Origin of the sequence: Vibrio sp. 10N.261.52.C11 (assembly GCF_041471405.1) — a bacterium.
GTDB classification, from domain to species: Bacteria; Pseudomonadota; Gammaproteobacteria; order Enterobacterales; family Vibrionaceae; genus Vibrio; species Vibrio crassostreae_C.
The window spans coordinates 1-26,068 of record NZ_JBFROI010000110.1; the positions used below are offsets into that span (position 1 = coordinate 1).

General features: G+C 41.2%; 27 protein-coding genes and 2 pseudogenes. 18 read left to right on the forward strand and 11 right to left on the reverse strand.

Annotated features, from left to right (window positions below; translation table 11 throughout):
- Positions 1–626: IS5 family transposase (locus AB4323_RS23720; protein WP_372153486.1), on the reverse strand; the 626-nt coding region annotated here is incomplete at its 3' end.
- Between the two features lie 643 nt (positions 627–1,269).
- Between AB4323_RS23720 and AB4323_RS23725 the strand changes: the two genes are divergently transcribed.
- Complete coding sequence (locus AB4323_RS23725) at positions 1,270–1,824, forward strand: hypothetical protein (protein ID WP_210443496.1); 555 nt, start codon at positions 1,270–1,272, stop codon at positions 1,822–1,824.
- A gap of 20 nt (positions 1,825–1,844) precedes the next feature.
- Positions 1,845–2,426 (forward strand): hypothetical protein, encoded by a 582-nt coding sequence (locus AB4323_RS23730; RefSeq protein WP_057622096.1) that lies wholly within the window; start codon positions 1,845–1,847, stop codon positions 2,424–2,426.
- Positions 2,427–2,641: 215 nt separating this feature from the next.
- On the opposite strand, the gene AB4323_RS23735 is transcribed toward AB4323_RS23730, so the two are convergent.
- Positions 2,642–2,887: a hypothetical protein gene (locus AB4323_RS23735; protein WP_057622097.1), complete on the reverse strand. Its 246-nt coding sequence runs from the start codon at positions 2,885–2,887 to the stop codon at positions 2,642–2,644.
- Between the two features lie 628 nt (positions 2,888–3,515).
- Here AB4323_RS23735 and AB4323_RS23740 point away from each other — a divergent pair.
- Positions 3,516–4,055: a hypothetical protein gene (locus tag AB4323_RS23740; protein WP_133992053.1), complete on the forward strand. Its 540-nt coding sequence runs from the start codon at positions 3,516–3,518 to the stop codon at positions 4,053–4,055.
- A 489-nt stretch (positions 4,056–4,544) separates the two neighbouring features.
- A complete protein-coding gene (locus AB4323_RS23745; protein ID WP_372153488.1) occupies positions 4,545–5,105 on the forward strand; it encodes a hypothetical protein in 561 nt (186 codons plus the stop codon).
- Between the two features lie 35 nt (positions 5,106–5,140).
- Here AB4323_RS23745 and AB4323_RS23750 read toward each other — a convergent pair whose 3' ends face one another.
- Positions 5,141–6,646 carry a penicillin-binding transpeptidase domain-containing protein gene (locus tag AB4323_RS23750; RefSeq protein ID WP_372153490.1) on the reverse strand — a complete coding sequence of 502 codons (1,506 nt, stop codon included), beginning with the start codon at positions 6,644–6,646 and terminating at the stop codon, positions 5,141–5,143.
- Between the two features lie 816 nt (positions 6,647–7,462).
- On the opposite strand from AB4323_RS23750, the gene ltrA reads away from it, so the two are divergent.
- Positions 7,463–8,935: a group II intron reverse transcriptase/maturase gene (ltrA, locus tag AB4323_RS23755; protein ID WP_372153491.1), complete on the forward strand. Its 1,473-nt coding sequence runs from the start codon at positions 7,463–7,465 to the stop codon at positions 8,933–8,935.
- Positions 8,936–9,199: 264 nt separating this feature from the next.
- Here ltrA and AB4323_RS23760 read toward each other — a convergent pair whose 3' ends face one another.
- Positions 9,200–9,823, reverse strand: coding sequence for a helix-turn-helix domain-containing protein (locus tag AB4323_RS23760; protein WP_210443498.1), 624 nt, complete (start codon positions 9,821–9,823; stop codon positions 9,200–9,202).
- Between the two features lie 92 nt (positions 9,824–9,915).
- On the opposite strand from AB4323_RS23760, the gene AB4323_RS23765 reads away from it, so the two are divergent.
- The 5 genes from AB4323_RS23765 to AB4323_RS23785 all read left to right on the forward strand — a co-directional run bounded on the left by AB4323_RS23765 (position 9,916) and on the right by AB4323_RS23785 (position 13,100).
- A complete protein-coding gene (locus AB4323_RS23765; protein WP_102503212.1) occupies positions 9,916–10,128 on the forward strand; it encodes a hypothetical protein in 213 nt (70 codons plus the stop codon).
- A 199-nt stretch (positions 10,129–10,327) separates the two neighbouring features.
- Positions 10,328–10,750: a phage regulatory CII family protein gene (locus AB4323_RS23770; protein ID WP_318276423.1), complete on the forward strand. Its 423-nt coding sequence runs from the start codon at positions 10,328–10,330 to the stop codon at positions 10,748–10,750.
- A gap of 371 nt (positions 10,751–11,121) precedes the next feature.
- On the forward strand, positions 11,122–11,439 hold the full coding sequence (locus AB4323_RS23775; RefSeq protein ID WP_372153492.1) for a hypothetical protein: 318 nt from the start codon (positions 11,122–11,124) through the stop codon (positions 11,437–11,439).
- On the forward strand, positions 11,436–12,602 hold the full coding sequence (locus AB4323_RS23780) for a replication initiation protein (protein WP_017091826.1): 1,167 nt from the start codon (positions 11,436–11,438) through the stop codon (positions 12,600–12,602). The genes AB4323_RS23775 and AB4323_RS23780 overlap by 4 nt, the downstream gene beginning before the upstream one ends.
- A 267-nt stretch (positions 12,603–12,869) precedes the next feature.
- Positions 12,870–13,100, forward strand: a complete 231-nt coding sequence (locus AB4323_RS23785) for a hypothetical protein (protein WP_016799977.1) — start codon at positions 12,870–12,872, stop codon at positions 13,098–13,100.
- 143 nt (positions 13,101–13,243) lie between these two features.
- Here AB4323_RS23785 and AB4323_RS23790 read toward each other — a convergent pair whose 3' ends face one another.
- The gene (locus AB4323_RS23790) at positions 13,244–13,816 is read right to left on the reverse strand and encodes a DUF2913 family protein (RefSeq protein WP_017091827.1); all 573 of its coding nucleotides are present in this window, start codon (positions 13,814–13,816) and stop codon (positions 13,244–13,246) included.
- A gap of 233 nt (positions 13,817–14,049) precedes the next feature.
- On the opposite strand from AB4323_RS23790, the gene AB4323_RS23795 reads away from it, so the two are divergent.
- The 6 genes and pseudogenes from AB4323_RS23795 (at position 14,050) to AB4323_RS23820 (ending at position 17,537) form a co-directional block, all read left to right on the forward strand.
- Positions 14,050–14,307 carry a type II toxin-antitoxin system Phd/YefM family antitoxin gene (locus AB4323_RS23795; protein ID WP_102257503.1) on the forward strand — a complete coding sequence of 86 codons (258 nt, stop codon included), beginning with the start codon at positions 14,050–14,052 and terminating at the stop codon, positions 14,305–14,307.
- A pseudogene (locus AB4323_RS23800) lies at positions 14,295–14,527 on the forward strand (type II toxin-antitoxin system RelE/ParE family toxin). The gene AB4323_RS23795 and the pseudogene AB4323_RS23800 overlap by 13 nt, the downstream one beginning before the upstream one ends.
- A 195-nt stretch (positions 14,528–14,722) precedes the next feature.
- Positions 14,723–14,965: a hypothetical protein gene (locus AB4323_RS23805; protein ID WP_240700347.1), complete on the forward strand. Its 243-nt coding sequence runs from the start codon at positions 14,723–14,725 to the stop codon at positions 14,963–14,965.
- A gap of 464 nt (positions 14,966–15,429) precedes the next feature.
- Positions 15,430–16,203: a ParA family protein gene (locus AB4323_RS23810; protein WP_016799981.1), complete on the forward strand. Its 774-nt coding sequence runs from the start codon at positions 15,430–15,432 to the stop codon at positions 16,201–16,203.
- Between the two features lie 16 nt (positions 16,204–16,219).
- The gene (locus tag AB4323_RS23815) at positions 16,220–16,519 is read left to right on the forward strand and encodes a hypothetical protein (protein ID WP_016799982.1); all 300 of its coding nucleotides are present in this window, start codon (positions 16,220–16,222) and stop codon (positions 16,517–16,519) included.
- A 508-nt stretch (positions 16,520–17,027) separates the two neighbouring features.
- On the forward strand, positions 17,028–17,537 hold the full coding sequence (locus tag AB4323_RS23820) for a hypothetical protein (protein ID WP_102257502.1): 510 nt from the start codon (positions 17,028–17,030) through the stop codon (positions 17,535–17,537).
- 344 nt (positions 17,538–17,881) lie between these two features.
- On the opposite strand, the gene AB4323_RS23825 is transcribed toward AB4323_RS23820, so the two are convergent.
- A complete protein-coding gene (locus AB4323_RS23825; RefSeq protein ID WP_102257501.1) occupies positions 17,882–18,265 on the reverse strand; it encodes a hypothetical protein in 384 nt (127 codons plus the stop codon).
- On the opposite strand from AB4323_RS23825, the gene radC reads away from it, so the two are divergent.
- Entirely contained in the window at positions 18,264–18,749 is a 486-nt protein-coding gene (radC, locus tag AB4323_RS23830; protein WP_102257500.1) for a DNA repair protein RadC, read from the forward strand. The genes AB4323_RS23825 and radC overlap by 2 nt on opposite strands.
- Positions 18,750–18,986: 237 nt before the next feature.
- Here radC and AB4323_RS23835 read toward each other — a convergent pair whose 3' ends face one another.
- The 5 genes from AB4323_RS23835 to AB4323_RS23855 form a co-directional block, all read right to left on the reverse strand.
- Complete coding sequence (locus tag AB4323_RS23835) at positions 18,987–19,469, reverse strand: hypothetical protein (RefSeq protein WP_133148836.1); 483 nt, start codon at positions 19,467–19,469, stop codon at positions 18,987–18,989.
- A 35-nt stretch (positions 19,470–19,504) separates the two neighbouring features.
- Complete coding sequence (locus tag AB4323_RS23840; protein ID WP_372153494.1) at positions 19,505–20,386, reverse strand: hypothetical protein; 882 nt, start codon at positions 20,384–20,386, stop codon at positions 19,505–19,507.
- Between the two features lie 320 nt (positions 20,387–20,706).
- Entirely contained in the window at positions 20,707–21,462 is a 756-nt protein-coding gene (locus AB4323_RS23845; RefSeq protein WP_102535360.1) for a TIR domain-containing protein, read from the reverse strand.
- A gap of 527 nt (positions 21,463–21,989) precedes the next feature.
- Positions 21,990–24,146, reverse strand: a complete 2,157-nt coding sequence (locus tag AB4323_RS23850; protein ID WP_102535359.1) for a hypothetical protein — start codon at positions 24,144–24,146, stop codon at positions 21,990–21,992.
- 135 nt (positions 24,147–24,281) lie between these two features.
- Positions 24,282–25,169, reverse strand: a complete 888-nt coding sequence (locus AB4323_RS23855; protein WP_102535358.1) for a hypothetical protein — start codon at positions 25,167–25,169, stop codon at positions 24,282–24,284.
- 486 nt (positions 25,170–25,655) lie between these two features.
- On the opposite strand from AB4323_RS23855, the pseudogene AB4323_RS23860 reads away from it, so the two are divergent.
- Positions 25,656–25,893 (forward strand): annotated as a pseudogene (locus AB4323_RS23860) (hypothetical protein).
- Positions 25,894–26,068 lie beyond the last annotated feature (175 nt).

Here is a 26,068-nt window from a genome sequence, read left to right on the forward strand (position 1 = left end):
CCCTTAATCTTAATAGCAGCGCGACACGCTCTTGTGTCGTAAGCGCCATCACCAGACACCTCAAGGATACTTCGACGTGTTTGTTTCAGTAGGTTCGGGAGTACTTCACCATCTGTAACCGTTGATAAACTTAGCTCGGCGGCAATGATCTCATGAGTGCTTGTATCAACTGCAATATGAAGCTTTCGCCAGACTCTAGGCTTGCCATCCGTCCCGTGTTTTTTGACTTTCCATTCACCTTCGCCATAAACCTTAAGGCCAGTTGCATCAATGGCTAGGTGTTGTATCGCTCCTCTCGTTTTAGTCTTAAATGAGACCTCAACTTGCTTGGCTCTACGGCTGATGCAGGTGTAATGCGGACAACTTAGCGGCACATGGGCTAACCTAAATATCGAGTCGATAAATCCTTGCAGCGCTCTCAGTGGCATAGAAAAAACTCGTTTCACCATGAGTGCTGTCGTAATAGCTAAATCACTGAACCGACGTGGTCTCCCACGCTTATTCTGTTTGCTTTGCGCCCAGCCGCTTATCGCCTCTTCATCAATCCAAAAGGTCAGAGAGCCACGGTTAATGAGTGATTGATTGTATTGCTTCCAGTTGGTTGTTTTATAACGAGGTTTAGGCATAGGGCTACGAGAGGGAGTGAATGTAGCTGATCAGATCGTAGGTTCTGGATTTAGTTCCACTGAATTACGCAACAAAGCCATAATAGAGGAGTATATCGGACGTTACTTACCTAAGCTGATTTCCTAGTCTAAAATGAGATCAAAGTTTTCCTTAACGTATTTTTAACTTAAGAGAGTAATTAAGCTAAGCCACAAGGAGGTTAGCAACAATGGTTTATCAATGGGCAGTATTTCGTCATCAGCATCCTATTTTCGGGGGAGGATGTGAACTATTTGTTGTCCTGCTCGCTTTTTTATCAATAGCCTTACCTCTAATATGTGAAGAAAGCTTATTAATACTAGGAATATCTTTAGGACTTGCCATCATCTGCTTTACTCTATTTTTACTTTTTGCCCAAAGTGACAAGCTCAGAAGGTCTATGTCTAACTAGAAAAATGGTTAGATTAAAGGAAGATCTATACGGTTTTCTTTCTTCATTCACGATCATATATTTTATAAGTCGCCTTAGGTAGTGTTTCTCCGTGATGTTTTTCTCAAAATTGGCTGAAATCATGTATCTATAATGGTCCTGATAATTGGATGGTTGTTGTGCTAACAGTTTCTATATCAATGGCATCGTGGTACCCTTCATGGTAATCAGTTATGTTGGATGTATATAGAGTGGAAGTATTACTGTGGTGGGCCCTCCCTGTTTTTAGTTTTGGACTCGCGTTAATTGCTACAATCACAATTTTGTTCTTTTCTTTTGTTTTTATGCTTTCAGATTTTGCTGCTACAGAAACAATTAAGAAGGTAAAAATACAACTTTTAGCTTCTATGGGGGTCAGTCGTAAAATTACTAATATTCGGGAGTTGGACTCTGAACAGTATGAGTTCTTTTTCCGTAAGTTCGAAGGGTATTACTCACCTGAAAAAGTAAACGTACGCCTAGCAAATTTGTATTATTCTTTATCATCAAACCTTCAAAAATCTGTAAGCTGGCTTAGTGCTATTTGCACCCTGTTTCTTGCATGGGAACAAGTAACAAACTACACATCTTCAATTGCGTTCGTGTACGTCTGGTACGTGCCGTTAGCTATCTGTATTTCAATGTTGGCGTGTTACGCTATTGCTAAATGGTGCTTACTTACTACTGGAATGCATGTGGCAGAAGTTAAATGTGCCTATCTTGTCTCTAGAGGCACATTTAATCCTTAATTATTGATTAGTTTGAAATTATGAAAGACATTGTTAGCATATTTTATCCGTTCTTAGAGATACTTAATTTAGAGACAGCGATTGTCTTGATTCATTTATTAGGTTCCTTATATTTGTCAGTTGCGCTCTTTACAATGGCAAGTTACAAGTATTCAAATCCTGTTATAGTAATCGCAGTGGTTTTAAAGAGGTTTGATACATATCTTTATGATTTAAACCTTATGTCCAATATTAAAGATGGCTTCCTAGAGTTGACAATTGAGGAGAAAAAGCAACTTAGAGCTACAATCTCTGACGATTACAGTCGAGATAAGGCCAAGAATCGAGTAGCCTCGTCTTTCGCTGGCGCTATTAAGGTTATAAAGTTCTTGTTGCTTTTAGTGGGGGTAGGGTTGTATTTGGCTTGCCTCTGGAATCAGGTGTACTTCCCTTTCATTTGGTTGGTACCGGTTGTCGGTGGGGGCTCATTTATCCTTCAGTTTCTTTTAGTAGGTTTGTGCAAGCTCATCACTGGTCGCGAGCCTTTAGAGCCTGAGTGTGCTTTGTCTTTATTAAACTCAAAAACAAGTACGGAAAAGTACCATTTTGATCTGAAAAATTGACATATATAATTATAAAGAAGCCGAACTCAATGAGTCCGGCTTCTTTCTCCTTGATATTGACCAAAAAGGAGGACTGGCACTTAAACAAGGAATTTCATTGTTCCAGTCGAAGTCACTTTACCAACAGGTAATCGTACCTTGTTAGTCACTGTTAACTAGTATTTGAACTCGCCTGAGCAAACCCATACTTTTCTAATCCAATTTATTCATGTTGGCTATCGCCCTAGCAAGTGCGTAGACGTTTTAATCTCTAATTCAGACTGAACCCCTAATAACACAATCCCTGACAATATTTGTTGTGGCCTCACCACTTGGCCCGTCGGCAATTCCATACTGTCGTACAACATTTTGAACTGTACCCAATCTTCACTAATGCTAAGTTCTCGACTTTTTGCCATTCGTATTAGTCTTTTACACTCAGGCGGGATTGGATTTCTTTCACCCCAAACGTGTTTCAGCAATTGAAACTCACATTATGTTTGTTTTTGTTCATGCCTAGAAAAAAACCATGTTGCCCACAGATCGTGAATGAGAAATAACCTTAATAATAGTTAGGATATAGTAATGAGTTTGAGACCGGGTCCAAAACCAATCGCTAAATCAACAGGAAAGCAGCTCAACGTCGACGTGACAATAAAAAAACTCCAGGAAATACACCAGGGTTAAAGCCTAGTAAATCCTCAACAATGAGAAAAGGCCACTTATCAACGTAACTTGATCTCCAATGCTGAGCCAGAACTAGCTGTGCTGGCTCTTTTTTACTAAAAGTTCGCAACAAATTGGGTTGAATTGACGAGAGACAGTTGGCTCTTCCTAGCTCTAAAGTGCGCCGAAACGTCTTAGCTCCGCCAAACTGACCATCTAGACAGCACAGGAATAGACCAGATTAATCTAATCCGTACTTTGGGCACTTATTACGGAAACTTTCCGTAGTTCTACCCCGAAACTCTCTTCCGATTCACACAACATGTTGATATCTGTTGAGTTTCATAGTGAATGACAGCAATATAGATGGAATGCAAATACGGAATAATTCCGTCTATAAGAGTTAGCTGCTCAGTATGCACTTAAGTGGAATTTATAAACAAAATGGAATCTATATTAGATAAACTAGTAATGGGCTTTATTGGCGGATTGGTTGCTTATTGGTTTGCTCACAGAAAGTATATATCTCAAAAATGGTGGGATAAACGTTATGATCTCTATATTGAATCAATTGAAATACTCAAAGAGTTATCTCATTCATTAGCAATATATGAATGGGCGCTTGAAAATAAACAGACTATTGATGATTCAACAAAAGTAGAGGATGCATATTTAGTTTTTGAGGAGGGATTAAGTAAGTTACATGGTATTCAGAGTAAGTTTTTATTAAATGGTCTTGATGAAGCAAAAATGAAAATTTTGCCCTTAATGGCAGGTTTGTCGATGGTTCACCCATGCTATTTAACAAAAAATGATAGTAATGATGTAGAAGAGATAATTGAGTTAGTAAAGCAAAGTAGAAGAATGGTCGAAGGATGTAGTGGTGAGCTTGCCTTTCTGGGGAAAAAAGACCTTAAAATAGGGCGATTAATGCCTGAAAGTATAACGAAAATCATCAGGTGTAAACGAAAGAAAAGCAGCTAACAATTTACTTAAATTGACGCCATACGTTATGCACTATTAGTTTGGTTATGTTCTGTGATTACAGTGACTTTGTTTGGGTTTGGTGGATATTAGCTGCAACTTAGCAAAGCGTTAATTTTTTCATACGTGAGCTAACCCGTTACATCCTAATTTAGTAATATAGCTGACACAGTTTTGTCCAGAATATTGATAGGTTGAAATGTTACCTTTGGCACTTTCTAGCTAGGAATTTCATAAACGTGATATACTTTTTCTTACCTGAAACACTTGTGGACAGAAGTTTGCCAACTTTAAAGTTCTAGATTTATAAGGTCGATGAACAACATAATCGGAAAACCGAGGTTAGACGCCTTGATGCTTACTTGTGCCACTGACTCATCACCATAGTGGCAAATTTGAAAACATCAAAAGAAATGTTGAGTATAAACCATGCAAGGATTCCCCTTAGGGACTAAGGCATTTAAACACGTAAGGAAGGATTAAGTCACTGTGGATAACCTAAGTTTTAGCTTACTACTTATATTTTTGTTTTCACTCGTCACTATGGGTCTCTTAAAGGCCCAGAAAAAAATCATGCCCAAGAGGTATTTTCACTACGAGCGCCTTATAGACGGGTTGGATGAGGACGTATCATTTTTAGGGGCTTTATTCAGGAGTTCAATCCCAATTATTACCAGCCTTTTGGCGGGGTTAACAGCTCTCTATTTGGGGTATACTGAGAATATTAAGCTTGTTGGTGCATCGGTAGGATTCTTTTCTGCCTTCTGCCTCGTTTGGCCTGATTACTATAACCCAGAGTTGATAAGTCCAAACTACACTAAGCAAAAAGCAAAGCTATATACTCTTTACATCATGGTCGCTGTGATTTTTACGGTTGGTGGTTTCTTTGGTGCTCTCCTTGCTCCTATTTTGTTTGATATCGACACTTCAGCAGTAACTAACTATTTGGCCCCTAAGGACATTATGAATAGCCTAGTGGCCGCAATTATTTTTGCAGTTCTCGCTTGGTGCCTCAAAAAGCTTGTCGCATCTTTTAGTCGGGAAGGATAGAAATCTAGGTCAGGTGAGTACTCAACCGAACCTACCTAAGTAGATTTTTTGTATGCATTGACTACGTCTGACCACATAGGGACAGCAAATCGCGAAGCAGAGATAGGGATATGATCGATTGCCACGAGTGGTTGTCCATCGTGTCTTCCAATCCAAACTGCACCGTAAGTATCCTCATCGATAGCACCGACAAACCACAGGTCTCGGTTCTTCTCACTTGTGCCTGTCTTTCCTCCAAGAGAATGAGGGTCCTTATTTAGCAGGTATCCAGCAGTACCATTCACCGCTGTTTCCTTTAGCAATGTCCTCATAGTGTTTATTGTGCTTCGACTTGAGACTCTGGCCCCATTGTTGAGCGGGGAAATCTGACGAGAATCACCATTAGCAACCCAGCTCAGGTATCCTCCAGTCATAATTGGAGAAAAGAGTGCAAGTACCTCCCAGATAGTTAGGTGTACAGCCCCAAGCGCAAGCAACGGACTATTGGGCAGAGGGATATGCACTCCTGACTTTCTTAGATATGAAATGAACCTTTCGACCTTAAGCTTTTCTAGTATCTGCAAGGCTACTGTATTAATTGAATAGGCAAAAGAATATTGCACGGTCACAGGGCCTCGATATTTATGGTCTGCATTTCTGGGCTGTAACACCTGCCCATCTGATATGACTTGTATGGGCCTATCATTGAAAGTCTCATTGATAGTCGGTTTGAATTGATCGATATAACATGTGTATAAAGGTACCTTTAGGATCGACCCTACCAATCGTCTCTGCTGAAGAGCCGGTTGCTGTTCCACATTTGGTCCGACATATATTGAATGAATGACCTTGCGAGTCTTATTACTGCAAAGTACAACCACGGCAGAAATTAATTCTCCATCTTCACTACTTTCTTGTATCGAAGACAACCTCTTTTTCACTGCTTTCTCTATGGCTAGAGCTGAGTCTTTTCCATTGTCAGTTTGCATGATATTTAATCGGTTATCATTACGAGTGATCTCGATTATTGGCGCTCCTTTTATGGATTCAATGGCTACCAATAGAGCTTCATGGTACGGTACCGAACAGTTCTTTATAGATTGCTTACCATTGTAAAATTCACTGAATTCAACCAATGAAGTTTTGCCCGCTCTAATAGACCGTAGATGAAATCTATAACCACACCTAAATATCCGTAAACTACCTTTAGCTTGCAACAAAAGACAGAGTCGCCGAATGTAATTGAATGAAGTCAGTTCTGAGTTGGTCCATTCTAAGGATGTCTTTATCCCCACCTGAAGAGGGCCAACAGTATAATTTCTTGGTAGATGTCCTGTTAACAATGAGAGAACGGCTGATACCATTGCTACTGTGGATTCAACTAGCCTAAACCACCATGGCCTAGCAGTAGACTCTACCTTCATAACCGCTATTGCTAGTGTTCGAGCTTCTGCTGAAAAGCCAAGCTTATTTATATGCCTAAATAACGGTTTAGCAGAGGAATTTCCTGCTATTTGCTCTAAGATCAAAGCCCTGCGAGCCTGAATAATACGATCACTCATACCAGATAGCTTTTCACCTCAATGGTTACTGAATTTATTCAAAGGTGGAATTATAAGTCTTATGGAAAAATTTATATATACAGAGCTATTCGAGAATAGGTAGCAATCAGCTGTCCAGTCAGTCTAAGTAAATAAGGGTCTAATTCGTAGACTGTAACAAACTAGATTTTACCTAAATTCAACTTATTCGAATCTAACTGTTTAGCGCACCAGCTCTAACGCGCTTATGTCCGTGCGACCTGAAGTCGTATGAAGCGTTGTTCACCACGATAAGAGTGAACCATCTGTATCACCAGATGACCCTAGGATTCTGAATAAAGCAGCGAATCCGACAATGTAACGAAACTCGGTTATTAAACCGAGTGGGAACTGAATCGTGAGAGGACGTTCTTCCTGATAACCACAAATCGGGTAAGTGCTAGGGTGTCAGTATGATGAACGTAAGTGAATCCACGTAAGGCGCGTTATGCGATGAAGCAGCGGAAGTGGTTAATACGCTGTGGCCAAAACGGCAATGAGAGTCGGAAAGAAGTTGGACAGTACTCTTTCGTGATCGTTGTACTCTCCGCACTATAGTGGGCATCTAACCTGATATTGTACGCAACATACGGAACAGGGTAAGCCTGTATATCTCCCTTTGGGAAAGTAGTCTGCGAAGATTGCCGATAGGTGTGCAGGTAAAGGAGGTTAGAAAAAGCAAATGTCGCTTTGTAATGAAGTGGATACAGGTTTACATCTGGCGCGAAAGCGAGCTGACTTCTAACTGGTCTCCCGTTGCAAGATGATTTGAAGAACTTTGTTCAAGGGGAAACGCAAATGGTGACTTCATCAGAAGTTAGTGCCTCTCCTAATGGCACTCAGTGGCAATCCATCGATTGGAAAGCCGTCGAGTCGCACGTGTTAAAGCTTCAAATGCGCATTGCAAAAGCAACCCGAGAGGGAAAACACAGTAAAGCAAAAGCTTTGCAGTGGGTCTTAACGCACTCCAGAGCAGCTAAATTACTGGCTGTGAAGCGAGTGTCCCAAAATAAAGGCAGTAACACTCCTGGAATAGATGGTGTCATCTGGAATACGGATGCTCGTCGAATGACCGCTGTGAATCAATTGAATCGAAAAGGCTATCGAGCTAAACCTCTCAGACGCGTCTACATCCCGAAAAAGAATGGCAAACTCAGACCTCTAGGCATTCCATGTATGATAGATGGAGCGCAACAAGCGTTGTATCTGCTTGCTTTGGAGCCAATTTCGGAAACAGTAGCAGATCCAAATAGCTACGGTTTTCGCCCTAACCGCAGTACGGCAGATGCAATTCAACAATGCTTCAAATGCCTGTGTCTTAAGCGTTCAGGTCGTTGGGTTTTAGAGGGTGACATTAAGGCTTGCTTTGACATGATCGGGCATGAATGGCTACTTGAACATGTTCAAATAGACAAAAGGATGCTGAAGCAGTGGTTAGGCTCAGGCTATATCGATAAGGGCTTGTTCTACCGAACTTCGGAAGGAACTCCGCAAGGCGGAATTATCTCCCCAACGCTTATGTTACTGACACTTGCGGGTTTAGAAAGACTCGTAAAAGAAGTGGCTAAGAAATCGGGAGAACGAGTTAACTTTATAGGTTATGCGGATGATTTTGTGATAACGGGTTCATCAAAAGATGTTCTTGTTAACGAAGTCAAACCACGACTGATTGATTTTCTAAAAGAGAGAGGGTTGGCACTCTCTGAAGAGAAAACGCACCTTACTCATATAGATGATGGCTTTGATTTTCTGGGCTTTAACCTCAGGAAGTACAAAGGAAAACTGCTCATCAAACCGAGTAAAACTAACGTTCTCTCCTTCTTGGGAAACTTGCGCGAACTCATTAAGAAGCACGCAACAATGCCAGTCAATGATCTTATCAGACTATTGAACCCTAAACTGAAGGGTTGGGCGAATTATTATCGCCACTGCGTTGCAAAACGTACTTTCGGTTATCTCGGTCATCAAATCTTCTGGCTACTGTGGCGATGGGCGGTAAGACGCCATCCTACTAAATCAAAAGACTGGGTAAGGCGCAAACACTACATGAACAGAAGTGGTGGTTGGCAATTTCATGGTTGGCAGAAAATTGCGAATATGGACTGTCACTACAACTTGGCTCAAATAGCGAAAACGCCAATTAAAAGACATGTGAAGATCCGAAGTGCGGCTACACCGTTCGATCCTCAGCACCAAGATTACTTGGCAAAGAGGAAACCGAAAAAGGAAAGCCGTCACTCTTGGTTTGATCCTGCTTTGACTGCTATCTAGGTTGCTGGGTAACGTAATACGCCTTAGCGGAGGCTTGAGCCGTATGCAGTGAAAGTTGCACGTACGGTTCTTAGGAGGGTGGCACTCGGCAACGAGTGTCGCCTATCCGACAACATTGAGCCAAAGAAGAAGACTGCCATAAGGCCGTCTTTTTCTTTGCAAGTGCCACTCCCCACGAGGGTAGGGTGATAAGAGGCTCGTTAAGTATCGGTGACGCTATTAATCAAATTAGCTGCAGTGCTCTCAAACAGATGAGTGCAACAGTTAACGCTTTTCTATCACTAACGCGACTTTACCTACAACACTTACTTCATCTTCTTCGACGGTTAGAATCGAACCGTTAAAGCTGATTGCTAGCTTTTTGCCTGGTAAGCGCTGGATGTCGTTTAGCGAGAGGAGGCCGTCCATATCAACTAGGTATGTACCGCTTACTGCTTGGTGAGATTCTTTATTTATAAGGAACGTAGTAGTTCCATCTTTGATTGCTATTACATTACTCACACCTAACTCATCTAGAAGAGCTTTATCGAATGTAAGTATCCCTTTCTCAACCAATTTACCGTCGTCAATAGAAAAACAGTCGATATCGAAAAGAGTTTTAGCCTCATTCTTCTTGGATACGTGATCTTGTGCGTTCTGCTCAGGAAAAGGCTCTCCTTCATCTAACAGAAGCCACTTCAAAGACACTCCCTCACTCAAATGAATGCGTACCGCTAATTCAAATGGTGTCATGTTGCGAGTGTGCCAAGTCGAAATCGTACCCTTGTTTACGCCAAGAACTTCAGTTAACTGATTGTAACGTTCTAGATTCATTATTTTTACGACTTTAGATGTAAAGTCACGCCCACCAATGTATTCAAATGGTTCTATTTTTCTATTGACAGTCATTCAATTGATCACTTAAAATTCAAATCAATGACTAGCGAGGTGCAGCTCACTAGACCGTTATAAAGCATTTAATAACTTAACAGGATATCATTATGCTCTCATATCAAGTAGTCCTAAATACGCCTTTCATGACGTACGACCAATACTCTCAGTTCTCCGGAATGCCGAAACGCACCATCATGGATTGGGTAGCTGATGGTCGCTTACCTATTAAAACTAAAGCAAAAGGTAAAGAAACCCCGCTAATCAATATGGTCATGCTGTTAGAAATGGCAACTCGTGAAACGATGGAGAGAATGGGTTAGTCGCTCATGCGTTTATCTTCCCTTATTTCGACCAAAGAGCGTTGCCCGTTGGGGTTCAATGTTCTTGGTTGGGCTTCTTTTTTCACTTTTCTTCAATTGAGTATTGGTTATGAATGGAATTGACTCAATAGGCGAATTTTCTCGCACAAAACAAGGAGCCTTTAATGAGGCGTGTTGCGTGTTCGCTAGGTCAGAGAATATGGCTAGGCTGGCAGAGGTCATAGGGATGAGTCCGACCATGCTGCGGAATAAACTTAATCCTGATCAGCCTCATGTCCTGAGTTGTGTTGAAGCCATCACTCTCGCCAAAGTGAGCGGTAATCACATTATTGTAAACAGCTTACTTCTTGGACTTGGGGTGGTCACCGCTTATATACCGCCCAACACTACGGATGATGCCTTTGTTTTGTGCGCACTAGAGAGCTCGACCCATTCGGGTGAGTTGTCTCGAATGGCTTTGGAGTATGCAGGAAAGCCTAGGCTTACTCGGGCACAGAAATACGAGATTGTTCAGACCGTACACGCGAATATCAGCGGTCAGGTTTTGCTCCTCAATAGTTTGGAAAAACTGAATCAAGGTGTTGGTCTGCTCAAAGCGATAGGGCGGAAAGGTGGGCGCTAGTGGTATATCAGTTTCAAGTATTCATTCGGAGGGGTGATGCTCATTGCTCCGGATCATAAGCCATCTTCTGAAAGGTCTGGTCATGGATTAACAGAGGAAGATAAGCGAAGAGGCCTTCGCTATATCAGGCGCATCCGACGCGAGTTATGTAACCGTCAACTTTCGCCATTATTGGTTGAGTGGATGAGGTTAACGTATCAATTAAGGCATTCGAATCGGGTGTTTGAACAAGTCCGGCTGCGAATTCGTTTATTCGGTCTTGAAAAGCGAATGCAAAGAGTCAGACAGCGTTGGCTTTAACGCGTTGTCCTTAGCCTGAATAACGTCATTGGCTGCTCCCAAAGGAGAGCCTGTTAGCCAAGGAAAACGTGATGAAGAATCATGAGTGGGCGGTCATAGGCGGTAAGGTGCTTCAAACAAGCCAAGAAGCGGTCTTCTATCTAGCGGTAGTGAGCGAAGACCAATGGCGTGATGCATTCCGCTGTCATGTGAAAAGCGGGGTGAGGGGAAATGACGAACACTTAGCAATTGAACGCCTGAATGGAAAGGATTCATCTGGTTCGACAGGCTTATTGGGCGCCACTAAGAGCGTCAACTCGGTCGTAACGTACGAGGCCTTGGAAAGGGTGTTTATCCAGAGCGAGTCTGGAAGTCAACGTGGACAAGGGACGGTGAGGGCGAGCCGATGACGGCTCATTCTGAATACGCTGCGTCTTCGTCTATGTCGTGTTTGAGCCGGCTGCTTGAGGAAGCGCCTTATTTGTCGAGGTGCAGTGACAACAAAACCGCGATGCTAATTCGACCTCGAAACTACGCCGTCAGATGGCCCTATATGCAGGTCAATCGAAAAGAGATGCAGGCGTGGATGGTTTTCGATATTGATCATGAACACCGAGCTTTCCCCAATCCCTACATTTGGCAAGATGAAGGGTTGCCGCCCCCCAATATGATTGTCCGAAACCGTACCAGTAATAAAGCCCACCTTTTTTATGCCATTGTACCTGTTTGCACCAGTGATCAGGCTCGCTCCAAACCCATTCAGTACCTCAAAGCCATTTATCGCGCGTTAGCCTTGCGACTGGAGGCGGACTTGAGTTATTCAGGGCCTGTTGCCAAAACGCCCTTTCATCCTTGGTGGCAAACAACCGAACTTCACCGCAGTGTCTATGAACTTAACGAGTTAGCGGATTCGCTGGAACTGGAGAGTACGCGGCCGTGGCTTCGTCAAGAGCGTGACGTTTCTTATTCCCGGAATTGTACTTTGTTTGAACGTACCCGCCGGTTCGCTTATGACATCGTCGACGAAGAAAGGGAAAAGGGCAGCTATACGAATTTTAAATGCCGTGTAGAGAGCTTTGCACATGTCAATAATGCCAATTTGGTGGGTAAGCCGTCTTTGCCATGCAGTGAGGTATTAGCGGTGGTAAAAAGCGTCTCTCGTTGGACCTGGGATAAATATTGTGCTCGGTCAGATTGCCAGCGAGGTGTGATGAGGTTGGATAGTGGATTAAGTTTACAGGAAAGGCAGCGTAGAGCGGCCAGAAGAACTCATAACCTTCGTCGGACGAAGACCACTCGCCGAATTATCCGCGCCTGTCTGTTTCTGTTACGCAAAAATCAGGAGCTCACGATTGGTTTGGTGGCGCGTAAGGCGAACTTGTGTCGCCAGACCGTCAGTCGTTACGTCTATCTGTTTGAATGGGTCAAGTCTGCTTTATCCGAAAGTAGGCGAAATGGGCCAGAGCCTCGTGGTAATTATGCTGTTCATCAGATATCTGCCCCTATAACGTTAGAGAGGGCTGAGTATGAAGTAGGGATAAAGAAGGCGGTGCTTGAGTCGGCTTTTCCTTGAGTTGAATAATAACAAGTAACTATCGAGTCAAAACGAGGTCTCTTAGTAAATTCAATTCTGGAGTAAAGACTAGGTTGCATTTATTGGACACCCGATCATCTCCTCTCTGACTTTTTGTCCGCGAGCTCCTTTTTAAAGACATGAAATGTGTTCTAAGGGTGAGTCGACATGACCCTGTTCAATGTGATTGATGTCTCAATTTGTTTAAATATGGATTCACTCGCTCCATATTGCTGTATATTTACACAGTAACTTAAGGGAGGAGTTATGTCTTTTAAAGATAAAGAGACACTGTCAACAGGAATTGAATTCATTGTTGAAGCCGTAGCGGTGAAGACGAATGGCCAAGATCATTCAGCGTTAGGCTTATATCTGATCAGCTTACTGCTAGAAGATCAAAAGATTGGCCTTGATTGTGATGAAAAAAGGACGGTAGTACCGCTTGGTAAATCGCGTACAACACATCTTGATTTGGGCTGGAAGTGCCCAACGTTTTAGATTTGGTTGTGTTAGTTGGCGCTTCATATAGCTGTGGGACAATTACTAAGGTACAGGATAGACAATTGATGGAAAAGTACAGGTAAGCACTCACAAGAGTCTTGGACCAGTTAAGGCTAAACAGTGTGTGATAAGCAGTATGGTTAGCTAATTGGGTGGACTTTGTAATGATAGTTATTCAACTCTTCACTTGCTTGGCACAACTCATATGTGAAATAAGGTTGGGTTGCTAAGCTCTTAGTGAATCTGTCTAATTCATTCGTATGTATAAACAGCGAAATGGGTGCAATCTGACGGTTTTCATTATCGAAGCAATGATCAATATGTGCTCTGTCGATATAAACAACGTCCATTTCCTGCTTAGGGGTCTCTTCAATAAGTTTTGTTTCTAATCCGCTCTTCTCAAAGCGTTCTAACAAGGCATAAAGCTTATCAACGTCGTTTTTGCTCTCTATCGCTGAATATTGAGATAAAACGCTTTCTAAGTGTTTTTCGATTGAGCCAAACTTACTCTTCATCAAACAAACAGTTTTAAGCTTTTTCTTGATAAGGCTATATCGAGCTTGTTTGATTTTTGGCTTTAAGAAGTCAATGATGATCTTGTTTCGTTGCTCTTCTTTAACAAAGTGACTGGAAATTTTTACTTTGAAGTAAAGGTGAAGAAGAGTGTTTTCGAAGGTCGACTTAAGAAGTTGGTGGTATGAATGTTCTGACATTGTTCACATCGATTATTTTCTGGTGAGGGTATCTTATCACAAGAATAGCAAGGCTCTAAGGCCGAAACCAAAGTGACGCCATTTGCTGTTTGTGTGTTGTTGAGTGAGTTTCCTACTCATAAGAAGCATGACTTAAGAGTGATTCTTAACGCTCAATATCTCTGCGCTAAACCTGGCACCTTGAAAGTGATACGACAGTATCACTTTATTACTCTTATTTTGGAGTTACTCTTATGAAAGTCGAGCTCGTTACTTCCCTCAAGCGTCAAGCGTCCCAAATCCTAGCGGACTTACATGACACCAAAGAACCTGTGCTAATCACCGAACACGGTAAACCTTCTGCGTATTTGGTTGATGTGGACGACTATCATTTTATGCAAAACCGTTTGGTTATCCTTGAAGGGATCGCATGTGGTGAGCGCGCCATTTCACAAGGCAAGTCCTTGAGTCAGGATGAAGCTAAGGACAATATGTCAAAATGGCTGAAGTGATTTGGAGTGAGCCGCGTGATCGGACCTCAAGGATATCGCGAAATACATTGCCCTTGAATATCTGGTTGCGGCCAAGCAGATGATTCAAAATATTTTTGACAAAGTTGAACACCTCAATTACCGAGAAGTTGTGGTCAACCCTTGTCGTGTTTTTTGCAAGCAAGACGGGGACAAGGTGTACATCTTGTTTGTGATGCGCGCGGAGCAAGGTTTATGTTGATTTTTGTATGAGCAAACAGTCAAGCGTCTGTGCCACCTCTGATAAGCTGATGGTCTACATCCGTTAAGACTCGAGTATGGCGAAAAAAAAAAGGAACGCCAATCTAGGCGCCTCGCCAAACCAGTACTTTCATGGACGGAGGTTAAACTGATCACCAGCCGACGACATCGTATCGAGGGCGCATTAAGCTTCAGGGTGTCGACCATCTCTAGACAACAAGTCTTACCCGAATACGAGCGTATTTGGGAACAAACCATCGTCGAAGAAGCTTACCAACAAGCGATGGGCGAGTTATTAGATCAGGGCGATGTCGTGTTAAGAGTAGAAGACTCAATGGGCTTCTCATTCATTATGGGTATTTTCTTTTGGGAACACCTTTCTACAAACAGCCGCAATGAACAGTGGGATTTCACTTCCATGACTCTGCCCAGTGGGTGACTCAATCTTGTCGTGGCGTTCAACCAGTTGGCGCTGCTCATCACGCCAGTAGGTAAAACTTAGCCATTCTTTGGGTTTAAATTCGCGTCTTTCTGGTGTGAGTCAGATAGCTCCAAATATCGATGGCGCGTCGGGACTTGATGAATCCGATTCATGCTTAAACAGTGTCCCCCGTCGTAGTCACAATATTTTCAATTTCAGAACTGACTTTGATTCTAGTGTTGGGATTAACTTAACCAAGAAGTTTTGGTTGGTGAGGAGCCTAATAACTTGATTCATACGGATAGTGATCTCGCGGCTGGTGTCACTTTCTTTAGGATTTTTAGTGTCTTGACATCATCGACTGGTAACGGGGGAATAACTTTAAGTGTTGATAGAAAAAGTGTATTACATATGTAATACATTGACAGTGTGCTTTTTGTTTTTTATTGTGTATTACACATGTAATACATGAGGTGTTTATTATGAAAACTAAGATCATCAGCGCGGCGAACCAAAAAGGTGGCGTTGGAAAAACCACGACTCTTGTCAATTTAGGGGCTGAGCTTGCACGAAAACGAAAAGTGTTAGTTATTGACCTCGATCCTCAAGGGAACTGCTCTAAAACGTTAACCGGACAACGTGATTTTAAGTTTGAAGAGACGGTGGCTGCTTTGTTTGATAAGCCTAAAGTTGTGTCCATTGTCGATTTAATTCAACCTGCACAGATTAATGGGAACTCTATTGAAAACCTCTATGTCGTTCCCGCTGATGTTCAGTTGTCACGTGTCATCGAAACATCACTGACAAAGATTAATCGTGAACGAATTTTAGAAAAGCAATTAGCGAAGTTAGGTGACACCTATGATTTCATTCTTCTTGATACTCCACCAAACTTATCCCTAACGACTCTTAACGCAATCCAGGCTTCAGACCTTATCTTGATCCCTGTAGATTCAGGTGCATTTTCATTAGACGGCATTAGCTCTTTACTCGAAGCTGTCTATGAAATTAAGGAGGATGAAGGCAATTATCTGATCTTGAGGAACGAGGTCGACTCAAGAAACACTATTATTAATGAGTTCATTGATGAGGAATTGGAGGTAGTACAAGATAAATTGCTACCAGTATCTGTCCGTCGTTCTGAGCATGTTGGACAAGCTAATGCCGTTTCCTCTCCTGTGCGCTTTTATAAATCGGGCTCTCTTGTTAATAACGATTACCGAAAACTGGCTGCGTTTCTTTTGAATTTGATGTAATACATAGGTAATACATATGAGCAAGTTGAAAAAACGAGGAGCTATAACAGCTATCTCTACTGACAAGAACGAAGGTTCAAGTAAGTCGACTGGAATTACGACTGTCAAAAAGAAAGTGACGACATCTTATATGGTGCCTCCTCTGACTCTTAGAATGTCACTTACTGATAAAGAACGGATAACCGATTGGGTAGCAAATCTGCAAGAGCAGACAGAGAGAAATGTGTCTGCAGCGAAACTGTACCGAGCTTTGGCTTTATATCGAGACAAGATAGATGATGAAGAGCTCGTTGAGTTGATTAATAAAATGAATTGAATATGTATTACCTATGTAATACATATTTGCTTTTAAGGCTCTGTATCTATTTTAAGACATTTCATAGAGCCTTAGTTTGGACTTAACTTCTAGCACGGATGAACATGACACTTGAAGCGTCTTATTACCTGTTCTGGGCCTTCTCTCCTTGTAAAGACTAACACTTTAAACGTGTCTTTAATCATGACTCTTATCGTTGCCTTGGTTCCCCTGCAGCTAGGCCTTGTTTGAACCCCGTTATTGTCCTAAGAGTCATAGCGCCTTGTCGTTTCCTCCTCGTTGTTCTCTCTGTCTTCGAATAAGTTCGTGTAAGGGCTTGTTTTCTTATGCGCCGATTTTCTTTCACTCGCATCATTTTCGAGCATGCAGGCTGTTAACCGTTTCTCCCCACAACCTGCTTTACAAGGGAGGCTTCGCCGCTGCGCGCCCTTGCAAAGCAGAACGATGTTGAGAGAGCGGACAGCCAAGCGGCTCCGAAAAGTGATACTCAAACAGAAAGGAAACTCTCATGGTGCAACAAAACTCAACCCCAACTCTCTCTAATTCAAATTCATCGACCAGCGTTTCGCCGCTGGGGCACGAAAGCTCACCAAAAAATGATGTCTCTAGTCCTTTGGCGGTATTGAAGTTGCGCTCTCAAGTCAAAAAGTGTCGTGATGAGGCGAAAAGAAAGTCTGATTGGGTTTCCAAAATCCAGCGTTTGAAAATGTTCAGTCGTCGCCAGTCGCCAGAGCAGCAGGCTGATATCGCAGCGTTAAAAGACCAAGGGTTCGTTGAAGCTATCAAGCAGCAGTTTCCGCTATTGGGATCGCGTCGTTTTGCTTTCCATGAAATCCGTGACTTTTTCATCGAATTAAATGGTGCTGGCTTTGGTGAATGGTTTCTTCACGAGCGAGTGGATCACATCATTCTTTACACCACTTACGGTTCTGTGTTTCCCGCGTTGCGATTTGTGACAACGGGAGAGGGGACGTTTAAGTGCTCAGGGTTTTGTTTTGATGTGCGTTTTGGCGCTTAGGGGGTCACATGAAAGTGCGTTCTACAGTATCCGCTGACATATCCATGCACGTGATTTGGGTGAATTCGACCGACTTTGATTCCACCGTAAGGCCGTCAAGGTTCATGAAATTTTGGTGAATGAGTTTGGGTATACCAACGCCTTAATACTAGAGCAAGGCAACCGAGGCAAGGGGGTGAGTATCAGTGTGTGACCTGACTACCACCATTAAACAGATGCGAGAAGACTACGGCTACGCAAAGAAAGCAGAAAGGACGATAGGAACAACCTCTGAGCATCGCACGTCGGCTAAGGCTTTACTCTCTTGTCTGTATGACGACTAAAGTCGGCAGATGCGTGACGGCTCAAATACTCATCAGATCATCAATCTGTCTGAATTTTGTTTCGATATTCCAACAGTTTGCGGTATTCAAGCGGTTCGTGTTTTTAGACGAGCAACGCCCTGTTCGCTCTTGTCCTAAGTAGCCAAGGTTATCGAGTGGCGCAAGTCGACTAACCAGCAGGGCGCTCTCTTGGTGGGGAAGGGACATTTCTACCTGGGCGACGTACTTTGGGTTGAGATATTGGCTTAGGCTGTCCTTTTGGCTTGTTGTCGCGACTTCCTTTAAACCGTCCCATTTGAGAACCCTCACGCAAGGGAGGCTTCGCCGCTGCGCGCCCTTGCGCTGCAGAACCTGCAACTGGGTACGGACAGTCAGACGCTCACCAAGACCGAAAGGAAATACCATGTCAGCACTTGTTCAATACTCAAATGTTTCGTTATTCACATCAGAAGAAAAGGGCATCCTTGACCAGGCCGCAAGCATTCTCAAATCCAAACTGTTTATCTCAGAACAAACGCCATTAACCTCGCCTGAATTGGTGAAATCGTTCTGTCAAACGTCCTTGGCCGCTTGTGAGTCTGAAGTGTTTGGGATTATCTTCCTCGATAATCAACATCGAGTGTTGCGCACCAAAGAGATGTTCTACGGTACCGTTAATGCCGCTTCGGTCTATCCGCGTGAAGTCGTGAAAGCGTCGCTGGCCGCGAACGCGAGTGCGGTTATTCTCTATCATAACCACCCAAGTGGCGACGCCACCCCAAGTCAAGCTGACCGACGCATTACCCGTCAACTGACGGATGCGTTGGCATTGGTTGATATCCGAGTACTGGACCACTTTGTGGTTTCATTTGAGTGTGTGGTGTCTTTTTCTGAGCGAGGCTGGATTTAAAAAAGCGGCTTATGGCCGCTGATTGAAACAGGGTAGGAGACTACCCTTTAACACATTTTTGGACAAAACTGTGTCAGTTATATTACTAAATTAGAATATTATGGATTAGGTATGGTATGGGAAAGTAGCCCTGTTAAGGTGAGCAAGGCTACCACTAACCTAAACCATTGTGCCGTACACACCAAAGCCGATACAAACTGAAAATGCCAATCGTTGGGAATGACTCTTAGTCATTTGTTATGTTTGGTCACTTTTGAGATCCACTTTTGCTAAAGCAGAAAATTTAGTTAAATACTTAATAACCAACTCATAGTCGTGTTCAGCGTGTTCTTGGAATGTGTGGAATTCCAAAAAATAGCTATCATTCTTTTCCTTTTGATACTCATTTATCAGGCTCATAGCATCCGTAGATAATAGAAAAGAGCCAATATCAGCTACTCTTGTGATTTCTTCTTTGGCTTGTTTGGAGAACTTAATTAGTTCTTGGTCTCGTTCTTTAGAGACTTGTGAATCGAGATATTCGGCATCTAAATGTTCAGAAGAGTACTTTTTAGCTTTGTGGAATGCTTCCAACACTCTTTCGTAAGCTTCAACTCGTTTTTCCCACCATTTTTCCGTCCGAAACTTGCTCAACGATAACCGAACAGTGATAAAAGAACTGATACCTGCGATAGCAACCGCAACTGTTATCTGCAAAAAGACTGACTGTAATAATTCCAAATTTCCTCCTGAAAACATAACAGCTTTTTATGTTTTTATTTCCTGCATACTGAATGGTCTGGAGATAATAAGTTAGGGACATCTTTGAACACAGCTAAACTAAAGTTATCTTTAAGAGCCTCTACAATACTTCCGCCAAGACCAACCATCCCGACACCGATGCTACCTGAAACACATTTTAGAATTTCATCATTAACAATTTTTTCATCAAGTGAAGTCGAAAGGAAAAAGTCTTCAGAGTACAAGAAGACAATGTAGTTAGCTAATGCTAGCTTATCTTCTAGCGACAAGAGATTAAACTGACGTATAAACTGGAGATATCTAGTATCTTTTTTGTCGATAAACATCACAACAACACTAGTCTCTTCAAGAGGAAAAACAGCTAAGTGTAAGTGTTGAATTTTATATTTAGGGTCATGATTGTAAAGATTATTTACAACATACCCTTCTAAATCGACTGCTAACGCTAGCTTATGTTGAAATGCAATCGGCACGACGTAATTGAGCTTTTCATGAAAGAACAAGTAATATTCATCTTGAATACATTTCAAATCTACTTTTTTTGCACGCTCAAAACCTCTTACATTTTCTTTAAGGTCAAGATCTTTGATGTTGTTGATAGAACTAAAGTCAATGCCTGAATCTTCTTCCAGATTTTCATGAAATGCTATTTCAAATGCTCTTTGGCTAATAGCTTTCAGATAGTTTTTCATTGCTATTTGAGCAAGCGTTTTTTGCTTAAGGCTACTGTCGTAAGTATCTTTATTTTCGTAATCACTAAAAATTTTACTGTCACAATCTCTACAGATAACATGAAAAGTACCTGCTTGATTGACTCCAGAGTCGGGTTTTAACAAAGGAAGATCAATTAACCCTCCGTGAGTTAATAGCTTTCCATCTTCGGCTATATTTTTCAAAAATGATGCAGGTATTGAGTGAGAGTTGCAGTAACTTGTTGTTGGCTCTTTGCAATACAAACACTTACCACTTTTACTAATCTTTCTACTTGCAGATGCTATTTGGCTATTTTTTTGCTGAACTCTACTTTACTCTCCAACATTTCTTTCTTTTCGCTTTCTGAAATGTTGGAGAGATTGAATATCTTATCCATTAAGCCTTCCTTACTCTAAAAACATAACGCCGCCATAAGTTGCCCGCCACCAAACCAAAACAGACCACCGTAAACACAGAACCCAACCCATACCAAAATACCCCGTGTTAAGGGGCAACTTGTATGCTACCAATGGTTTGGTGACGAGTCTTTGAACAAAACTGTCGAAGCACCTTTTCGAGAAGGAACATAGCCCCACTCCTTGGCTGCAACTTCAATATATTTAAGTGCAGAGCCTTTGGCTAACCCTAGCTCTCTATCGACATCTACATACTTGATTACTGCTGTATTATCACTGCTATGACGTTGTCCCATCCATGATTGAATAAGAGAGATACAGTCATTTTCATCATCGATGAAGTTTGATTCACCTACATCTTCGACGGCGTTTTCAGGTTGATTATCTTTCTCATCAGAACCAACTTTTTCCCCTAATTTTCCAATTGACTTGTTAATTCGATTACAGGCTGGACCCAATGATGCAACCAAGTTGCCATCTTGTCTTTCAGCGTCAAATGTTGCTGGAGTAATTCCTAGCAAGTCTGTAGGTAAATGAAAGTCTTCATGACCGCGAGGAATAACAATGAAGTTACGTTCTCGCCCTAACCCACCCACAAATAAGCCAAGTTCAAAGACAACATTGTCACGAACTGTTTTCTTTGATTCTCCTCTTAACTGTGTAATGTCATCAGGAGAAAAAACAAACAAGCCGAAGTCAGAATCGTCCAATGCATCCATTAGCGATTCCATAGTGTATTTGCTCAATTCAAATGCACCTTGAGACCATACTGTAACTTCTACTGAGTGTTCTAAATTTTCTTGGATAGCATAAGCAACATCCAGATTTTCAACCGATGAGCCAATAAACAACCTAGGCTTCATATATTCTCCTTGCTAACTTTTCCGCCAGTAGCATAACAGCTTTATATGTTGAAATTTTCTGTTTATCGCATCAACTTTACATAAAGAACTGCTGCATAGTTGTCTGAATATACAGGTTTTTTATATTGATTCTGTGTGATTTGTTGAAATATTCAACATATCATCATCTTCTGTATCAAAAGGCTGTGTAAAGCCATATGCAAGTATGCGACAAGATTAGCAATTCTACTGAATCATTAACTTAGTTTGGGATAAATCAAAGCAGCAGCACTCTCATTGAAAACTTGCTAGCAAGCTTTGGGGCAGATCTGAGCTAGCTGGCACTTTTTGAGAAAAGTGCCACGAGTAAAACTTCAGGTCTATGAAGCCTCTGGACAAGTCTGAGTTAGCGAGATTAGGATTTTGTTAGATTTGATACGATGAAAGGGACACACACCATCAATAGAAATGTGTGTCACCTTAATAGCCGCTAAGGTTTTGCCCGAAGTTCTTTTGCCAAAATCCAGTTTTAGCTAAACCGACTCCCATTACAACTCAATAACTATACTTTCCGGTCGACCTAATTGAGAGTAATACATTGTTTCGGTTAAGCCTATATCCTGAACTGTCATGTCGACCGTTTCTATCGGCTTATTAGCAACTTCGCTAATTAACTTTAAAGATTCATCATACCAATCTGGATGATTCGTATTTATTAAGTAGCTACACTGAATATGTAGTTCCGTATACTCTTCAGGTGTAATCCATTTCAGCTCGTCTCTAAACAACATTAAAAAATCGGTGCAAAAGGACATGCGTAGAAAGCCAGTAATAAATGTACGCCATGTTAATACCTCTACTCTCATTTTCTGAATAGCCTTTAGAAAAGCGCTTATTCTATATACTAATCGACCAACGAAAATGGCAGATTTAATTGCATTTACAGGTAATAATGTACCCAGTACAGAGATACTACCTCTCGCAAGAAATGAGTTTGCAACTGATGCATGTGATCCGGCTAATGCTGAAGTTAAGCATGCACTCAGAATAACAATTGGTGGTGATATTATCTGCAGGTGCCAAATGTCAACTTGATCACCACCAATTTGTAGCCAACCATGTGAATCAGCCCCTCCATGATTTCCATGGCAATCCATTATTAAAATACTTCCTTTAATTTCGTTGAGGGCACTTACAAACTCGTCTTCAGATCCCACATCTACAATCGTGATTTCGATGTCATCAACTAACTTTGAGTAATGAGTTAGTGCCTCTTCGAGTTTATATTTCAAAGGATCATGTTCTCTAAATGAACGGATTACAGTGATGTTTAGCAACTCATTTTGTTTAACGGTAACATTGGAAAAATTAGTACAATTTTGAAGAAACTTGTTACCCGGTGTAGTAGGGATTTTAGATGTTTCATGTGTGAACATGAGTGGTATTCGATCAAGAGAAACCCAATCTAGATGTATGTCTGAACAAAGTGTTATTGAATTAGAATTTTGAACGATAAAATCAATAAGTGGCTCATCAATCTCCCCCCTCATTTTTTCAACCAAATCTTTGAATTTTCGATCAAGCTTTCTTTTGGATTGATCTGTACCAGAAGAAACTAAGCTTTCAATATCTTTAAAATTACCATGGAAAAAATTTAATGAGTTAGCTAGACGAATTACTGGCACGCAATAAGAAGTACATAACATATTGATCGCTGCCGATGACAAACGTAATTCACTCTGTCTGGTTGAAAGTATCATTTGAAGAACTTTGTTTTCAAAAACTTGCTTAATATCTTCTTTGTTGAAGTCTTGCATGTTAATTCCGGAATAAGAGTTATTTCTAAATACTCCGTCAATTAGAAAATCTCGGGATTTCTTATTTTTTAAATCTCTTCTAATTCTGTTCCAGAACTGATCTTTGAAGTTATACAGGTGAGTGAAAATGCTAGGACAGTATAGGACTAGGTCTGATTTTAGTGATGTGGTTTTATACTCATTTGTTAAGGAAAGAACTTTTTGTGAGGTATCCAGAATAGCTTCAATGTATGGTTGACGTTCATGACTTCCTTGTAAGACATTTGTACCTGAGAGGCTGTAACCAAGTGAGTATAAGACTGCTTCATTCGCATTTGAAACAGCATGGCTATACGATTTTTGGTCCAGTTCTATCAGCTGAGTAGTTCTTGCTACTCTTGATGATAAGAAGTCTTTCGACTTTTCATTTAAGTCGCCATTTTCTTTTAGTAAATTGAATCTTTCCGAAATTTTTTCATCCAAAAGAAAAGGAGTAAATTCATCCCCTAACACAATGTCGCAGATATCTGACCAGCCCACGACTAACAGCGGATATTTTGAAGCTTTACTAACATCCTTAACATACTTAGCACTCTCTTCATCTACGCAGTAACAAAATATAAATGGATGAGCTTGAAAAACTTCAAACCATTTTTTAAAGGAGATTTTATCAAGCAAAAAATTATTGCTTACAGATAAGTTTATACGATGTTGTATGAGCTCTTCATGTGAAATGAATAGTTCATTTGCTGAAGTTGGAAGTATGCTCATGTATTCAAGCAATCTAGAGTGGTGACTAGAAATCAAATCGATCAAATAGCCTTGAAAAGGCGATTGATCTTTAATGTCTTCTGATCGCGGCATTATCAGCACATGCAAAATCGAAGTTTCAACAAGGTTAGGATACATAAATAGCGCTGTAAAACTGTTAAAGAGTTCTATCTTATAGGTAACGACAACTATTTGATTATCCAATTTGGGATTATTCTACATATGTCATAAAAAAGTACTGAATTTCATTGCATTTCAGTATTCGAATGAAGTTTAGCTACCTTGAATGCGTAGTTTGTTGATACTTAAAGTTATTTCAGTAATTGCAGCCTTAAGTACTTGTAAGCAAATCTTAGCTGTATGCTCTCTTGGCGTGAAGCCTGATGACATTTGTTGATAGGGGTGAATATAATTACGAAAATCCCTCAAAGTATGTGAAAATTTATGTGTATCTAGCTGAATTAGCTCTAAGTCTTTTGCCACATCAATAAATGCGGCGAGAGTCCAGTCATGAAACGGTTGAACTTTACCTTCACGATTTTTGGGGGAAGACTTCACCGTGTTAAATGCTCTCGGATAACTAGAAGCTAATCCAAGAAAAACCCCTTCTAAAGTACTACCAGCGATTAGAATCGTAGAAAGATAAGCTGCTGAACTATAAGTTTTTTCAATTTCATCTACTCGTTTGTTCAGTACGTCAGTTACAGTAGGGTCTAAGCCTAAATCAGAGATAGTGAAACCGCTAAACTCACGACGTAAAAAGTCAGACTCAGACAGACTATTTGATTTCACGCCACCCTCGTTTAACTTCACTTTATGAAGCTTCTTGAATGATATTTCAGCTTCATTTCTAACAACTTGCCATTTGTCAAAAACTAAATACTGGTTAAGATCGGCAATCAAGCGATCCAACTCGTCAATACGGCTAATAAAATTGACGGGATTGAATACTGCTTTAATGCACTTATCAAGTTGAGGTGTTCCATTGATTGCTTCTAACGAATCGTCTGTATACTTCCAACGAGAGGGGAAACCTTGTCCATATGAATGATTGAAACCTAGAGCATTGAAAAATTTAACCAAATTTGGCCCAGAACGATACTCAGTCTCTTCGTTTATTAAGTCTCGAAGTTTTTCACTCGTTTTACTGCTGATGATCATTCAAATTCCTCCAGTACATAACGCGTCTTAGACAGCGAACCTACATCTTTTGTATCGTTATAATGCCCCCTTTATTCTGCTATATCAAAAAAAATCAGTGTGTTAATGACGACTAGAGCAAACTAGTTCGAAAGTTGTTGCTTAGGTAGGATACAGGGGACTTTTTTACGACCTTTAGATAAGTTTAAGCAGGGTAAATCTATTGTATTGCAATATGAATGAACTTTTACTCTAACTTGAAAGGGGGCAGATCTGAACTGGCTGGCACTTTGAGAGAAAAGTGCCACGAGTAAAACTTCTGGTCTATGAAGCCTCTGGACAAAAATGAGTTTCAGGAATTCTAATATTAGTGATTCATGAATAACTTTTTATAAGGCAAATTTGCCAATTAATACGCCTTTGTACAGTGCGCACTTTGCCTCATTATGCTTAATGGTGCGTATCTTATAAAATCAATGTAACCTCTTGTATTTAGAGGTTTTATCATTGAAGTATCGCGAAATGAGTAAGAATTACATTTTTCGAGAGTTAGAATGCCAAATGACCAAGGAAGAGGTAGCTGAACTGTGTTTTAAAACTGTGAGAGCTGCCGACAGGCCAAGTGGTGAGGCCACAACAAATATTGGCAGGGATTGCATTATTGGGTATCCAATCAGAGTTAGAGATTAAGACTTCAACACACTTGCTTAGCCTTGCTAGAGCGATAGCTAGTATCAAGAAATAGGATTAGAAAAGTATGGTTCTATCAAGGCGAATTCAAAGTCTAGGTCATCTCTGCTAACTAAATGGATTTTTGCTGATATGGTTAACTCGACTGGCGAAAGATAGACCTTGTTTAGTGGATTCGCTAGTCCTCCTTTTTGGTCATATCAAGGAGAAAGTGCATATTTCGGAGCATT

Bases quoted from the DNA above. Each gene is read 5' to 3' on its own strand.
- AB4323_RS23795 (WP_102257503.1), top strand. From the start codon at position 14,050: ATGAAAGTCGAGCTCGTTACTTCCCTCAAGCGTCAAGCGTCCCAAATC.
- AB4323_RS23845 (WP_102535360.1), bottom strand. From the start codon at position 21,462: ATGAAGCCTAGGTTGTTTATTGGCTCATCGGTTGAAAATCTGGATGTT.
- AB4323_RS23785 (WP_016799977.1), top strand. From the start codon at position 12,870: ATGTCTTTTAAAGATAAAGAGACACTGTCAACAGGAATTGAATTCATT.
- AB4323_RS23850 (WP_102535359.1), bottom strand. From the start codon at position 24,146: ATGTATCCTAACCTTGTTGAAACTTCGATTTTGCATGTGCTGATAATG.
- AB4323_RS23770 (WP_318276423.1), top strand. From the start codon at position 10,328: ATGGCTAGGCTGGCAGAGGTCATAGGGATGAGTCCGACCATGCTGCGG.
- AB4323_RS23855 (WP_102535358.1), bottom strand. From the start codon at position 25,169: ATGATCATCAGCAGTAAAACGAGTGAAAAACTTCGAGACTTAATAAAC.
- radC (WP_102257500.1), top strand. From the start codon at position 18,264: ATGTCAGCACTTGTTCAATACTCAAATGTTTCGTTATTCACATCAGAA.
- AB4323_RS23790 (WP_017091827.1), bottom strand. From the start codon at position 13,816: ATGTCAGAACATTCATACCACCAACTTCTTAAGTCGACCTTCGAAAAC.
- AB4323_RS23825 (WP_102257501.1), bottom strand. From the start codon at position 18,265: ATGGTATTTCCTTTCGGTCTTGGTGAGCGTCTGACTGTCCGTACCCAG.
- ltrA (WP_372153491.1), top strand. From the start codon at position 7,463: ATGGTGACTTCATCAGAAGTTAGTGCCTCTCCTAATGGCACTCAGTGG.
- AB4323_RS23815 (WP_016799982.1), top strand. From the start codon at position 16,220: ATGAGCAAGTTGAAAAAACGAGGAGCTATAACAGCTATCTCTACTGAC.
- AB4323_RS23780 (WP_017091826.1), top strand. From the start codon at position 11,436: ATGACGGCTCATTCTGAATACGCTGCGTCTTCGTCTATGTCGTGTTTG.
- AB4323_RS23725 (WP_210443496.1), top strand. From the start codon at position 1,270: ATGTTGGATGTATATAGAGTGGAAGTATTACTGTGGTGGGCCCTCCCT.
- AB4323_RS23820 (WP_102257502.1), top strand. From the start codon at position 17,028: ATGGTGCAACAAAACTCAACCCCAACTCTCTCTAATTCAAATTCATCG.
- AB4323_RS23730 (WP_057622096.1), top strand. From the start codon at position 1,845: ATGAAAGACATTGTTAGCATATTTTATCCGTTCTTAGAGATACTTAAT.
- AB4323_RS23810 (WP_016799981.1), top strand. From the start codon at position 15,430: ATGAAAACTAAGATCATCAGCGCGGCGAACCAAAAAGGTGGCGTTGGA.
- AB4323_RS23775 (WP_372153492.1), top strand. From the start codon at position 11,122: ATGAAGAATCATGAGTGGGCGGTCATAGGCGGTAAGGTGCTTCAAACA.
- AB4323_RS23750 (WP_372153490.1), bottom strand. From the start codon at position 6,646: ATGAGTGATCGTATTATTCAGGCTCGCAGGGCTTTGATCTTAGAGCAA.
- AB4323_RS23760 (WP_210443498.1), bottom strand. From the start codon at position 9,823: ATGACTGTCAATAGAAAAATAGAACCATTTGAATACATTGGTGGGCGT.
- AB4323_RS23740 (WP_133992053.1), top strand. From the start codon at position 3,516: ATGGAATCTATATTAGATAAACTAGTAATGGGCTTTATTGGCGGATTG.
- AB4323_RS23765 (WP_102503212.1), top strand. From the start codon at position 9,916: ATGCTCTCATATCAAGTAGTCCTAAATACGCCTTTCATGACGTACGAC.